Genomic DNA, 14,664 nt, shown 5'->3' on the forward strand with positions numbered 1-14,664 from the left:
TTAACCTCCGATATTCATGGGAAAGGGACGCATCGCAGGGCGCAGCTTTTCATAGGCATGCGCCATTCGCAGAACGCCGATATCGTCAAACCGTTGACCTGCGATCTGCAGGCCAAGCGGCACATTGTTTGAATCGTAGCCGCAGGGCAGGCTCGCCACAGGCTGTTCACTGATGTTATAGGCCACGGTATAACTGATGTGTTCCATCGCACGTTTTGGGTCGTTCGTCGGATGCCCCCATTCCGCGGGAAAGCTGATATGCGGCGAAAGCGGCGAAAGAATGAAATCAAACCGTTTGGTGGCGGCGATGGTCAGCCGCCGTATCTCGACGGTGGCCGAATAGGCAGCGAAGGCCTGAAGTCCGGTGAATGCGGCGCCCGGTTCGGCATATTCCAGAAACAGGGGCAGTACCTTTTGCCGTTGTTCGTCCGACAGGGCCGCAAGGTCATGTGCTGCGCGGATCATCCAGAACCGGTCCAGCCCGCCCAGCAGTTCCGGTGTCATCCATGGATCTATCCGCTCCACGATGGCCCCTGCAGCCGCGAACATGTCTGCTGCGGCAACGACAGGGGGAATAACTTCAGGGTCCACATCCATACCGCAGCCCGGTTCAAGCTGCAGGCCAATCTTGACCCCTGTCAGGTCCATTTCCAGATCAAGCCATGGAATGCTGGCGGGGGGCAGGTTCCGGTAATCCCGCTGTTCCGGGTCCGGTCGGGACAGAACGCCCATCATCAGTGCCGCATCCTGTACCGTCCGGGTCATGGGACCCGCACAACGCCCCATATAGGGTGGATCGATCGGGATGCGTCCCAAGCTGGGTTTCAAGGCGACCAAACCGTTCCATGTTGCAGGAAACCGGACCGAGCCGCCAATGTCTGTACCGATATGCAAGGGGCCGTATCCAGCCGCACCTCCGGCGCCTGCACCGGCAGATGAGCCGCCCGGGTTCATCGCAAGGTTCCATGGATTGCGCGTCAGCTTATGCAGACTGGAAAGACCGGATGACATGGCGCCGAATTCCGGCATCGTGGTCTTGCCGAGGATAACTGCGCCTGCCTCTCGCAGGCGGGCAGCGGGTGGTGCATCCCGGGGCGCGGGGATAAGCGGGGTGGCTGCGCTGCCGATAGGGCAGGGGCTACCAATCGTGGCGATATTCTCCTTGATGGTCGTAGGAACGCCATCAATGCAGATGCCGTCTGTTTCCAGTTGTTTACCTTTTTGCCATCGTGCCTCGGAGGCCTTGGCCATTTCCAGCGCACCTTGGGGATCGAACAGGTAAAATGCGTGGATGTGGGGTTCGCAACGATCTATTTGCGCGATCACCGCCTTGGTGACATCGACGGGTGACAGGGTTCCGGCACGATATGCGTCAACCAGTTCCGTGGCAGACATCTCGTACAATGCAGGTGGGGCGGTCATTTTGAATCCTCATTCACTGGTGAGCTGCACGCAGGATCACACCGATGTATGGTCAGCGGAATCACACGTGGCGTATTGCATAGTGATACAGTCCAATTGTAAGGTGATCATCCGAGACCGGTAAATGATTTGCCTAGGGTATAGGCAGGTATAAACAGCCCGATGCGTTCATCAGAAGCCTCACGACTATTTTTAAGGCAGGGTTTGAATGCAAAGTGTCTGCAATCGAACAGGAACCGAGGGGTTATCTTGTGATCAATTATGTTTCCCGTACCGCGCATGTGGAAGACGAAGCTGAAAACGATGCGCTCTTCGTACGGTCTGTCGGGCGGGCTATGGCAGTTCTGTCCAGCTTTCACGCGGCAGAACATCCCCTTAGCCTGAGCGAGATTGCACGCGCAGCAGATCTAGATCGCTCCACGACGCAGCGGCTTGTCCATACGCTGCGCAAGATGGGATATATACGGCGGGATCGTCACGACCGGGGGTTCATTCCCGGCATCAGGATCTATGACCATGCTTTGGATGCGATGCGGCTGGACAGCCTCAATCAGCGTGCCGTTCCCTATCTGCTGGAGTTGCGGGGCGCGGTGAATGAGCGTGTGGACCTGTCATTGTTCGATGATTTGCGTCTTGTATATGTATCGCGTGTGCAACCCGAACGGAAAAGGCTTCATGATCTGCTGGTTGGGCTAAGCGTGCCTGCCTATTGTACCTCGGCCGGTTGGGCAGCAATGTCGAAACTTCCGGACGAAACCGTTCGCGATATCATCCGGCGTTCGGACCGCATCCAGCATACACCGCGCACCATTGTGGATGAAAATGCCCTTATGGATAAGGTACATCAATGCCGTAAGCAGGGCTATGCGGTAGCCTTGGAACAACTGCTTATGGGAGAGGTGGCAATTGCCGCGGCGGTATCGGGGCCGTCGGGAATACCCTTGGGCAGCGTTACGATCACGGCGCTTGTATCGGATTGGAGCCCGGAGGCATTCGAGCAGGCCATGGCCCCCGCCCTGATGCAGACGGTACGTGCCATCAGCCACGCCTGAGGTAGTAAATTCCGCGCAATATCTGGTGCATCAGGTCGCATGGGCGGCGGATGTACAAATATTGGGCGGATGAAAAAAATTCCATGATTAAAGGAGGTTTTGTTTGGGGTTCGCCGGAACCCATGCCGTTCTGTAGGCACATCCCCGGGCAAACCGGGACGGAAGCACAAAGTTTCCCCACGTCAACAGAGAGGTACATTATGACCGTTAATCTGCGTGGCCTGCGCAACGGGATTGCCGCTGCCACAGCCCTGACATTGACCACGGCTTTGCCCACCTTTGCCGAAACGACGATCACGGCCGTGATGCATTCGGGCCTGCGGGTGCTGGACCCGGTGCTGACAACCGCACATATCACACGTGATAACGCCTTTATGGTGTTTGACACGCTGGTCGCGATGGACGCGGATTTCGTGGTGCAGCCGCAGATGGCATCGTTCGAGATTTCGGATGATCAGCTGACCTATACATTCACCCTGCGTGACGGGTTGAAATGGCATGACGGGGGGGAGGTGACTCCGGCCGATTGCATTGCTTCCATCAAGCGCTGGATGCAGCGCGACAGCGGGGGCCAGATGATTGCCGACCGCATGGCATCGCTGGAGCCGACCGGGGACAAGAGCTTTGCCCTGACCCTGACCGAGCCTTTTTCCTATACTTTGGATGCAATGGGCAAACCGTCCGGTCTGGCGCTGTTCATGATGCCGGAACGCTTGGCTAGCCTGCCGGCGGATGAGCCGATTCCGGAAATGATCGGCTCCGGCCCGTTCAAGTTTGTTCAGGATGAATTCCAGCCGGGTGTGAAGGTCGTCTACGAGAAATTCGACGACTACGTGCCTGCCGAAGGCCCGCAAAGCGCCGCAGCCGGTGCCAAGGTCGTGAAGGTTGACCGCGTGGAATGGGTGACGATGCCTGACGCGCAGACCTCGCTCAATGCGCTGATGAACGGGGAAATCGACTATCTGGAGGCGGTGCCGGTCGATCTTCTGCCACTGCTGGAGGGTATGCCGGGCGTCCAGACGGCGGTGCTCTCGCCGCTCGGGTCTGTCTCCATCGGCCGGATGAACTTCCTTTACCCTCCGTTCGACAATCCCAAGATCCGTCAGGCTGCCAAATTGGCATTGAGCCAGGAAAATGTACTGACGGCATTGATCGGAAACCCCGATTATTTCAAGGTTTGCGGCGCGATCTTTGGCTGTGGCACACCGCTTGAATTCGACGATGGATCGGAAAGCCTGACATCTGGCGGAGATATCGAGGCCGCCAAGGCACTGCTGGAAGAAGCGGGTTATGACGGCACCCCGGTTGTGCTGATGCAGCCCACGGATGTGGTCACCCTGACCGCGCAACCCGTTGTTGCGGCCCAGGCCCTGCGGGAAGCCGGTTTCAACGTCGATATGCAGCCGATGGACTGGCAAACTCTGGTGACCCGCCGTGCCAGCCAAGCTCCGCCCGCCGAAGGGGGCTGGAACCTGTTCTTTACCAACTGGATCGTGCCCGAAGTGTCCAATCCTCTGGGTAACATCATGCTGCCGGGGCGGGGCGATGATGCCTGGTTCGGATGGCCGACAGATCCGGAGATCAATACCCTGCTGGATGATTTTGCCTCCGCCTCGGCACTGGACGACCAGAAAGGCATTGCCCAAAAAATTCAGGCACATGTCATGGAGAACGTGAACTACATTCATCTTGGCCAATATTTCAGCCCATCCGCTTGGAGTGATACATTGACCGGCGTCGAAGAAGCCCCGTTCCCGATTTTCTGGGGCGTGGAGAAGCAGGGCTGACACAGCCCGCGATACAGCCCCGGCCGTAGTGCATGGCCGGGGGTCTTCGATAAGAGGGAGCCGAGATGCCTACCTATTTAATCCGCCGTATTCTGGCATCCATTCCGGTAATGCTGGTTGTTGCGGTTTTTGTTTTCCTGCTGCTGCGCCTCACCCCCGGTGATCCTGCCGCAGTGATTGCCGGCGATATGGCAACCCCCGAACAGTTGGAGAAAATCCGGACCACCCTGGGACTAAACGACCCGCTGCTGGTGCAGTTCTTCAACTGGATCGTCAATCTGCTGCGCGGTGATTTTGGAATTTCGCTTATCTCGAACCAGCCGGTCATAGACTTGGTGACGGATCGGATGTGGCCGACTATCTGGATTGCCCTGATCACCATCACGCTGTCGGTTGTGGTGGCCGTGCCGATGGGCGTTCTTGCCGCGTGGAAGCATCGTAGCTGGATCGATCATGTGGTGATGACATTTTCGGTGCTGGGGTTTTCCATACCCGTCTTTGTTATCGGTTACCTTCTTATCAAATTATTCGCGCTTGATCTGGGGATTCTGCCCGTACAGGGTTATCTGGCCCCGTCGCAGAACCTGTCGGGCTTCGCGGTGCGGGCAATTCTGCCGTCGTTGACTCTATCCTCCATCTATATCGCCCTGATCGCGCGGATGACACGGGCCAGCCTGCTCGATGTCTTGGGAGAGGACTATGTCCGCACGGCCCGCGCCAAAGGACTGGCGGAACGTCGTGTCCTGTTCCGTCATGCGCTGCGCAACGCGGCTGTGCCGGTCATGACCGTGATCGGCACCGGATTTGCCTTGCTAATTTCGGGCGTGGTGGTCACCGAAAGCGTGTTCAACATTCCCGGTCTGGGACGGTTGACGGTCGATAGCATTTTCGCACGGGACTATCCGGTCATTCAGGCTTTGATCCTGCTGACATCGGGGGTTTACGTCCTGATCAACCTGCTGATCGACCTGTCCTATTCACTTCTCGATCCAAGGATCCGTTACTGATGGCCGAGAAAACTATGCGTGCAGCGCTTCCGCTTTCGACACGTCTTATCGGGGTAAAGATCGGCGTGGCGCCCATGATCGCCGCACTGGTGCTTTTCGTGATCATCCTGGCAGCAATTTTTGCGCCTTGGGTGGCCCCGCATGATCCGATCCAGCAGAATCCCGTCATGCGCCTGAAGCCACCGTCGGCAGAGTATCTGCTGGGTACGGATAATTATGGCCGAGACCTTCTGAGCCGGGTGATCTGGGGCGCGCGGATATCGCTGACGATCGGAATATGCGTCACCATCCTGGCGGTGGTGATCGGGCTGGCAATCGGCCTTGTCTCGGGCTTCTTCAGGGTGGCCGATGCGATCATCATGCGTATCATGGACGGCCTCATGGCGATGCCTTCTGTCTTGCTGGCCATTGCCATCGTATCCCTGATCGGGGCGAACATCTGGACGGTGATGCTTGCCATCACGATTCCGGAAATTCCACGTGTCGTGCGGCTGGTGCGATCCATCGTGCTGTCGGCGCGGGAAGAGCCTTATGTAGAGGCGGCAATCTCCATGGGCACCTCGCTGCCGCGGATTTTGTGGCGCCATCTGATGCCGAATACCTTCGCCCCGTTGACGGTGCAGGCAACCTATGTCTGTGCGTCTGCCATCCTGACAGAGGCGATCCTGTCTTTTCTGGGTGCGGGGGTTTCAACCGAAACTCCGACCTGGGGCAATATCATGGCCGAGACCCGGATCTATTTCCGGCTCAAACCCGAACTGATTTTCTGGCCGGGGTTTGCACTGTCGATGTGTATCCTTGCAATCAACCTGCTTGGGGACTGGGCGCGTGATGCGCTGGATCCACGCATGGGAAAGAGGGAGTCCTGAGTATGGCCGTTCTGGAAATCCGTAATCTTACGGTTGCCATCGACGCACCGGACGGCGCCTCGGTCGTGCGCGATATTTCCATTACCATCGACGCCGGGGAAACGGTTTGTCTGGTGGGGGAATCCGGATCGGGCAAATCCGTCAGCTCCCTGGCGACAATGGGCCTTCTGCCCAAAGGGTCACTGAAGGTGACCAGTGGTGAAATCCTGCTGGATGGTGAAAACCTTTTGTCGCTGACGCCGACGGAATTACGTGACCGGCGCGCGACACGCATGTCGATGGTATTTCAGGAACCGATGACCGCGCTCAACCCGGTCATGAAGGTCGGGGAGCAGATCGAGGAGGTCCTGTCGGCGCATACCAAGCTTTCGAACGCCGCAAGCCATGCGAAGGTGATGGGTATCCTGGAACAGGTCGGCCTGCCGAATATCGAACGGATTGCCCGCAGCTATCCGCACCAGTTGTCAGGCGGACAGCGGCAGCGGATCATGATCGCGATGGCACTGATCCTTGAACCACGATTGCTGATCGCGGATGAACCCACGACTGCGCTGGATGTAACCACGCAACAGCAGATTTTGCGCTTGATCAAAGAATTGCAGACGCGGCACGGGACGGCAGTCCTGTTCATCACCCATGATATGGGCGTAGTGGCCGAGATTGCCGACCGTGTCTATGTAATGAACAAGGGCGATATGGTCGAGAGCGGGCCGGTGATGGATATCCTGTCAAAACCGGCCATGGAATATACCAAAAAACTGCTTCGGTCTGTTCCGCCCTTGGTTCCACGGCCCGCACGTCCGGAAACCAGCCGCACGATCGCCCTGCAACTGACGGGTCTCAACAAGATCTATGGCGGCGGCAAGTTTCTATCCAAAGCTGTGGGCACACATGCCGCCAAGGACGTGACGCTTGACTTGAAGGTGGGCCGTACTCTCGGGATCGTCGGAGAGAGCGGTTCGGGGAAGTCAACGGTTGCGCGCTGCGTCATGCGGCTGATCGATCCAAGCTCGGGTGGCATTCGTGTGGGGGGGCAGCAGATTGCGGATCTTACGCCGAGCGGCCTGCATCCGTTCCGCAAAAAGCTCCAGATGGTCTTTCAGGACCCATACCGTTCATTGAACCCGCGGCTGTCCATCGAGGAGAGCATTATCGAGGGGCCAATGAACTACGGCGTTTCCCGCGCTGATGCCAAGGCCAAGGCGGCCGAACTGCTGGATCTGGTGGGAATGCCGCCCGAGGCAGCCAAGCGATATCCCCATATGTTTTCTGGCGGGCAACGCCAACGTATTGCCATCGCCCGCGCCTTGGCGATGGAGCCGGAGCTATTGGTCGCGGATGAGGCCGTCTCTGCCCTGGATGTCTCGGTCCAGGCGCAGGTACTGGACCTGCTGACCGAGATTCAGGAGCGGACGCGGATCGCGATCCTGTTCATCACCCATGACCTGCGCGTTGCGGCGCAGATCTGTGACGAGGTGGCTGTCATGCGGCGTGGCGAGGTTGTCGAATATGGCGATACTGCCCGTGTTCTGGGCAATCCCCAGCACGAATATACCCGAACGCTGCTGACCGCCGCCCCAGGTCGGGATTGGGATTTCCCGAACTTTCGTGCCGTTGTTGCCTGATTATCAAGGAGAGCATCTGTGCCCCGTATCGCCATTGGCGGTTTTCTACATGAAACCAATACTTTTGCGCCAACCAAAGCCACGTATGAAGATTTTGTCAGTGGTGGCGGATCTGGGAGGATGTTGTCTGGCACGGAGATCATTTCGGAACTTGGCCATGTGAACGGGGCCATCTCCGGCTGTATCCGGTATGGCCAGCAGCAGGATTGGTCCTTGGTGCCGACGCTGTTTGCGGCAACCTCACCCTCAGCGCATGTGACCGAGGATGCATTCGAGCGTATTGCGGGCGACATCATTGACCGGATTGCTTCGGCAATGCCGCTGGATGGAGTGTTTCTGGATCTGCACGGCGCGATGGTGACAGAACACCTGGATGATGGTGAAGGTGAGTTGCTGAAACGCCTTCGCCAGAAAATCGGGCCGGATGTACCGATCGTTGTCTGCCTGGATCTGCATGCCAATGTGACGGATCTGATGTTCAGGATGGCAGACGTGCTGGAAAGCTATCGAACCTATCCGCATGTCGATATGGCTGAAACGGGGTTGCGCGGTGCCCGGGCTTTGTCGCGAATGCTGGGGGGGGATCGACCTGCAAAGGCGATGCGTATCGCGCCTTACCTCTCTGCGATTGCATGGCAATGCACGACAGCCGAACCTGCAAGGGAATTATATGCCAAACTGGCCAAACTGGCAGACGATAGCCATGATGTAAGCTTCAATATGGGGTTCCCCGCTGCTGATTTTGCAGAATGCCAGATGACCGTTCTGGCCTATGGCCCGAAAGCAGATGGCGTGGCAGACGAGATGCTGGCTGCCGTGATTGCCGCCGAGCCTCAATTCTGCGGCAAGGTATGGGCCCCTGAAGAGGGTGTGGCAGAGGCCATTCGCCTGTCGGGTTCTGCCAAAGGGCCAATTGTCATTGCAGATACGCAGGACAATCCCGGCGCCGGTGCAGACAGCGATACGACCGGAATGATCAGGGCAATGGTGGCGGCGGATGCAGCGGGTGCCATAGGAAACCTTTATGATCCGGAAGCGGCCTTGGCGTCGCATCGTGTGGGTGAAAGAGGGGCCTTAACCATTGCACTGGGCGGTCAATCTGGCGTTCCCGGCGACGCCCCCTTTATCGCGACCTTTGCGGTGGAAGCTCTTTCTGACGGAAATTTCATTGCTGCCGGCCCCTATTATCGCGGCAAGAAAATGAGCATGGGGCCATCGGCGTGTTTGAGGGTAGGGCGGCTGCGTATCGTGGTCGTTTCGGCCAAGGCGCAGATGGCGGATCGCGACATGTTCCGGCAGGTCCGCATCGAGCCCGAGAATGAACCGATCCTTATTGTCAAAAGCTCGGTCCATTTCCGGGCGGATTTTGAGCCGATTGCGGCGCATCTGCTGACCTGCGCCGCCCCCGGACCGATGGCGGTCGATCCCAAAGATCTGCCCTGGCGGCATCTTCGGCCCGGTATCCGTCTTGGCGCGATGGGCCCCGCGTTTAAAACTGAAGATATTATATGAAGGAGGCCGCAGATGCCTGTCATTGAGGATATTGCCGCATTCGCTGACGATTTGACCGCCATTCGGCGTGATATCCACGAACATCCCGAACTCGGTTTTCAGGAGGTGCGGACTTCGGCCATCGTTGCGGCAAAGCTTGAAAGCTGGGGGATCGAGGTTACGACCGGGATCGGGAAAACCGGCGTGGTAGGTGTGTTGAAGGGCAGTAAACCTGGCAAGACAATCGGACTGCGGGCCGATATGGACGCGCTGCCAATCCATGAAGAAACAAATCTGCCATGGTCATCCAAAACGCCGGGCCTAATGCATGCCTGCGGACACGACGGCCACACGACAATGCTGCTAGGGGCTGCACGGTATCTGGCCGCCAATCGGGATTTTGCAGGAACAGCTGTATTCATATTCCAGCCCGCCGAAGAGGGTTTGGGTGGCGCGCGTGCCATGATAGCCGAGGGTCTGTTCGACCGCTTTCCCTGCGATGAAATCTACGGAATGCACAATGCCCCGCATCATGCGCCGAATTTGGTGCAGGTGAAACAGGGCGCGGCGATGGCGGGTTCGGACTTTTTCGATATTACGATTGTCGGGAGGGGCAGCCATGGCGCACGGCCAGAGGATTCAAAAGATCCCGTCATCATTGCCTCGGCATTGGTGCAGCAGATCCAGTCGATCGTGTCGCGAAACATTTCCCCGACCACACCAGCCGTCCTGTCGATCACCAAAATTCATTCGGGCGATGCGTATAACGTTGTGCCGAATACGGCAAAGCTTGGTGGGACAATCCGGTTCTTCGACCCGGGCGTAGGTAAACTGATATCCGAGCGGTTGCGTGCCATTTGCGCGGGAGCCGCCGTTGCCTATGACTGCGAGATTGATGTGGATATCAGGAACGTCTTTGACGTTCTGGTAAATGACGATGCACTATCTGCGGCTGTTCTGGCGGCCTCTGCCGGCGTAGTCGGTAACGACATGGCCGATTTCAGCCATGAGTTGGTCATGGGCTCCGAGGATTTTGCCGATATGCTGCGGGTGGTGCCCGGTGCCTATTGTACTGTGGGCCACGCGGGAAATGTTCCTGTCCATAACCCCGGTTTCACGCTGGATGATGCGATCCTGCCTGTGGGCGCCTCCATCTATGCCAATCTGGTAACGCAGCGAGGTGCAGCAGCATGACCGACTGGAAGAACCTGTCCTTTGACGCTGACGAAATCATAGCTGGCCTGAAACCATGGATCGAATGCGAAAGTCCGACATGGGACGCCGCTGCCGTCGACAGAATGATGGATCTGGTGATGATGGAATGCGCCGCATTAGGCGCGACCGTGGAACGTATCCCGGGTATCATGGGCCTTGGCTGTTCCGTGCGCGCCCGCTTTCCCCACCCCCGGATGGGAGAGCCGGGCATCATGATAACCGGCCATTTCGATACGGTACATCCTGTTGGTACATTGGCAAAAAACCCCTTTCGCCGCGAAGGAGGCAAGGTCTACGGTCCCGGCATTCAGGATATGAAGGGTGGCAACTATATCACGCTGGAAGCGATCCGGAAAATCATCGCCGCAGGTATCGAGACCCCATTGCCGATCGTGGCGCTGTTCACCCCGGATGAGGAAATCGGAACCCCGGCCACTCGGACATTGATCGAAACGGAGGCGAAGCGCGCCAGATACGTCCTGTGCCCCGAACCCGCACATGGGGATAACGGCGTATGCACAGGCCGCTATGCCATTGCCAGATTCAATCTGAAAGCAGAGGGAAAACCGTCGCACGCGGGGGCCGACATCAAGGGGGGGACATCCGCAGTGCGCGAGCTTGCCCGGCGGATCATTGAGATAGAGGAAATGACAAGCGAGAGCTGCACCTTCTCTTGCAACAACATCACATCCGGCCAATGGGTGAATTGCGTGCCATCCTTCGCATCGGCCGAATGCCTGTCCATGGCAAAGGAACAGGCAGATCTGGATGCCGGAGTTGAGCGAATGCTGTCGATGTCAGGGGATCGGAACGGCGTACAATTTACGGTTGAACGCGGGGTAACGCGTCCGGTCTGGGAAGCTGAAATGTCCGGAACGATGGAGCTGTATCATCACGCCCGGGCACTGTCCGCAGAGCTTGGTCTGGATATGCCGCATTGCAGTGCGGGTGGCGGGTCCGACGCAAACTTCACGGGTGCGCTTGGCATTCCCTCACTATGCTCGCTTGGGGTGAAGGGTGCTGGCCTGCATTCACTGGACGAGCATATCGACGAGGACTTCATTGTTCCCAGAACACGGATCATGGCGGGGCTTCTGGCAACCCTGCGGTAGAATGCGAGATGCTATTGGATGTTTATGGATATGAGTGTCGCATTCATGGTCAATTACCTCGTGTAATCACATAATCCATATTACTGGTATATGAAAAGGTTGTTCCGGAGCACTCCCTCCCGAAGTACGCTCGAACAACCGGCCCCGCCAAAATGCAAAAGGCCGCCCGAAATGGGCGGCCTTCTATTTTAGCGATCTTCCGATTACGCTTCGAACAGCGCCTTACGGTTGTCATGGTGACGTTGGGCCAGCTTTTTCATGAACTTGCCTTTTTCAGGAATAAAACGCGCGGGCTCGCTCGTGAATTCCGGCTCCATGATTTCCGGGAACAGCGTAAGGATTTCCTGACGTGCCTCGGGGCTTACCGCTTTCATCGCCTCAGGGCCCGTAAACAGGCTTTCGGATGCTGCGCCGTTGGAGAATACGATTTCATGCTGATCGAACAGCATGTGGAAGTATTCGACCTCAGTGGCATCTTCAACGATATCGATACCATCGACAGTCAGCAGCTTGTTGGCGGCAACCAGCACTTCACGTTCACCGAACATCCGCTCTGCAATCGCCGAACGAACCAGAATGCGGTGCTGCGGTGAAACGACCAGATCGGCTTTCGGCAACCCTGCACCCAAGGCACCTGCGACGATACGGATCGGCAACAGCCGTGGATGCTGCAACAGATCGATGCTGTCCATCTTGCGCCCACCGATCCACGAGATCGGACGAAAACCGCGGTCCATCGTGCGGACCAGATCCCCGGCTTCAAGGTCCTCGATCGCGACCTGACCCGAAATCGTTTCGATCATGGTCCCGCGGGCAAAACAGACAACGCCTGTACTGTCCTGGGTGAAGATATCACGGGTACCCGAGGTAAAGGCGATACCGTCACCCGAACCGAACGTTTCGTTGTTGGAATAATCAACCGTACCACCGGCATTGATACCGTTGGATTGGTTCAGAATACCGTCGTCGTCAAAATCGGCACGCAGCTCCGAAAGTTTGTCGTAATATTTCGACAGGTCGATGAAATCGTTGTTGCTCGAGTCACCGTCGTTCAGCTTGTCGGCCGTATCACCTGTGTTGAAGTCGGTGATTTTGTCGAATCCATCGCCGTGCGCGTAGATGAAGGTATCGCTCCCCTTCCCGCCCGTCAGGACATCGTTGCCCTTGCCGCCAATGATGGTGTCGTTACCCGAACCACCGTCGATTGTGTCGTTACCACCGCGGCCGTTCAGGCTGTCGTTGCCGCTCATCCCCCAGATCTTGTTGTCGGCAGAGTTGCCCGTGATCTGGTTGTTGCCCGAGTTACCAACAACGTTTTCGAAGTTATTGACGATAGAGTTGAAGTTGATGGTTTTGCTGGTGCCATCGTCATTCAGCGTGATGCCAAGATCGAAGCAGTCCACGCTGTCGGAATTGAACGCGACCGTGTCATTTCCTGCGCCGCCGTCCAGCGTGTCGGGATTGGGCGAGGTAAAATAGCCAACCTGCGCATAGTCATCGCCGTCTTCCAGATAGACTGCATCGCTACCGCTTGTAGTCAGGCCGTTGTCCAGCCAGACATCATTGCCCTCACCACCGTAAACGGTGTCGTTGCCGGTGCCTCCTTCGATGGTGTCATTCCCTTTGCCACCATAGATAAGGTCATTCCCCGAACCGCCGGAGATGTAATCGTTGCCGTCGTTGCCGTAGAGCTTATCGGCATCGTCGCCGCCATAGATCTTGTCGTCGCCGTCACCACCGACGATCAGGTCGCAGCCGTCACCACCAATGAGAACATCGTTGCCGGCATCGCCGCTGAGGGTGTCGTTGCCGGTACCCCCCAGGATCGTGTCATTGCCGCTGCCACCGTAAACCAGGTCATTACCGCCGCCTGCGTCGATATAATCGTTGCCGCCGTTCGCTACGATCTTGTCAGCGCCATTGGTGATGCGGTCGCCCTGCGCATCGGTATAGCCGACACCCATGTACTCGCCGGTTTCCTTGCCATCGACGATACCATTGCTGTGGTTCTTGTCGTCGTCGCGGCAGTCGTTTGAATTGTTGTATTTCGAAGAAGTCATGACAAACACCTAAATCGGGAAAATTGGCAAAAGGATATCGTCAGGCCGATGCGATAACGCCGGCCCGGATGTTCTCGCAATTAATGTTTGGTTAAGTCCGGTTAGACTGCTTCCAGCCGCGCCCCGAACGTTCCGCCCGCAAGGGGCTCAGACTTATGTGTGCTCAAGCAAAGGCATTAACCCCTCTTCTGGCTCAAATGTCGTTTCCGATATTAAGACTCAATAGGTATATGCCTTTGAAATTGTCAACGATACATTTTCTCGCTGCAATTTTTAGGTAAATTCATTTACAATTTTAATATAACATACTGTAAATATTGCACATTATAAGCTTCATCTCTGATGCACATGAAAAGTTACTTAATGGTTAATTGGTAAATATGCGCTGTTTCAGGCTCAGCCAAAGCACCGACAGGCGTGTCGTCTGCAAGAAGGGCAGAGACGATGTTCCGTACAAATTCCCAATAAAAATTGGCAATTAGTGTTTGGTTAATGATTCGGTTTACTCGGAATCTTGCCTACTCGAGGCATGCCGCGCCTCGCGGAAAAATTTTGGCGTCCCGGTAGCGGAATATTGCGCATCAGTGCAAAAACACATCAAAAGATTTATATGTTTACACATAATACCCTCATTAATGTGGGCGTCAGGAAGCTGAAGTATATGCACCATGCACTGAGGCACTTTACCGGCCTCGTATTACGCCCGGCTTAACGCGACGATTCTAAGCAAGCGGTAGCAAGAAATGATCGGTGCATTCCGGCAAACGGCATTTTGCAGCCGAACCCCTATCGTTGCCATGCCGAGGGGTACGGCGTTCTGCATCATGAACACCGCCGCATCTTGGGCGTGCACCTTGGAATGGGATTATGGGGCGTAGCAAAGGACCGCTTCGCAAAGGACGCTCTCATGACCCCGCGCAACAGGTCGGGGCGCGTAGTCGGAAACCCTACCTAAACAGCCGACACAACATCTTGGCTCAGATGACAGATCATGACCGGTCCTACTGCTGCGTATATTCTGGCG

Annotated in this window: 10 protein-coding genes; 8 read left to right on the plus strand and 2 right to left on the minus strand. The window is 56.7% G+C overall.

All coding sequences use genetic code 11. The annotated features are described in order from the left end of the window. The gene (locus TR36_RS11035) at positions 1–1,422 is read right to left on the minus strand and encodes an amidase (protein ID WP_045392561.1); all 1,422 of its coding nucleotides are present in this window, start codon (positions 1,420–1,422) and stop codon (positions 1–3) included. 251 nt (positions 1,423–1,673) lie between these two features. On the opposite strand from TR36_RS11035, the gene TR36_RS11040 reads away from it, so the two are divergent. From TR36_RS11040 to TR36_RS11075, 8 genes are all read left to right on the plus strand, one after another. Continuing rightward, complete coding sequence (locus tag TR36_RS11040; protein WP_045392559.1) at positions 1,674–2,474, plus strand: IclR family transcriptional regulator; 801 nt, start codon at positions 1,674–1,676, stop codon at positions 2,472–2,474. Between the two features lie 200 nt (positions 2,475–2,674). Then, positions 2,675–4,261, plus strand: coding sequence for an ABC transporter substrate-binding protein (locus TR36_RS11045; RefSeq protein ID WP_062763233.1), 1,587 nt, complete (start codon positions 2,675–2,677; stop codon positions 4,259–4,261). Positions 4,262–4,326: 65 nt separating this feature from the next. Continuing rightward, the gene (locus tag TR36_RS11050; protein ID WP_045392555.1) at positions 4,327–5,268 is read left to right on the plus strand and encodes an ABC transporter permease; all 942 of its coding nucleotides are present in this window, start codon (positions 4,327–4,329) and stop codon (positions 5,266–5,268) included. Then, positions 5,268–6,137, plus strand: a complete 870-nt coding sequence (locus TR36_RS11055) for an ABC transporter permease (RefSeq protein ID WP_045392553.1) — start codon at positions 5,268–5,270, stop codon at positions 6,135–6,137. The genes TR36_RS11050 and TR36_RS11055 overlap by 1 nt, the downstream gene beginning before the upstream one ends. A gap of 2 nt (positions 6,138–6,139) precedes the next feature. Further along, on the plus strand, positions 6,140–7,762 hold the full coding sequence (locus tag TR36_RS11060) for an ABC transporter ATP-binding protein (RefSeq protein WP_045392551.1): 1,623 nt from the start codon (positions 6,140–6,142) through the stop codon (positions 7,760–7,762). An 18-nt stretch (positions 7,763–7,780) separates the two neighbouring features. Beyond that, a complete protein-coding gene (locus TR36_RS11065) occupies positions 7,781–9,274 on the plus strand; it encodes a M81 family metallopeptidase (protein ID WP_062763235.1) in 1,494 nt (497 codons plus the stop codon). Positions 9,275–9,286: 12 nt separating this feature from the next. Further along, positions 9,287–10,447 carry a M20 aminoacylase family protein gene (locus tag TR36_RS11070; RefSeq protein WP_045392548.1) on the plus strand — a complete coding sequence of 387 codons (1,161 nt, stop codon included), beginning with the start codon at positions 9,287–9,289 and terminating at the stop codon, positions 10,445–10,447. Then, complete coding sequence (locus TR36_RS11075; protein ID WP_045392546.1) at positions 10,444–11,580, plus strand: M20/M25/M40 family metallo-hydrolase; 1,137 nt, start codon at positions 10,444–10,446, stop codon at positions 11,578–11,580. The genes TR36_RS11070 and TR36_RS11075 overlap by 4 nt, the downstream gene beginning before the upstream one ends. 203 nt (positions 11,581–11,783) lie before the next feature. Here the strand turns inward: TR36_RS11075 and TR36_RS11080 are convergent, their stop codons facing one another. Then, positions 11,784–13,640: a Hint domain-containing protein gene (locus tag TR36_RS11080; protein WP_062763238.1), complete on the minus strand. Its 1,857-nt coding sequence runs from the start codon at positions 13,638–13,640 to the stop codon at positions 11,784–11,786. Positions 13,641–14,664 lie beyond the last annotated feature (1,024 nt).

Origin of the sequence: Falsirhodobacter sp. alg1, assembly GCF_000739715.2 — a bacterium.
Lineage (GTDB): Bacteria > Pseudomonadota > Alphaproteobacteria > Rhodobacterales > Rhodobacteraceae > Falsirhodobacter.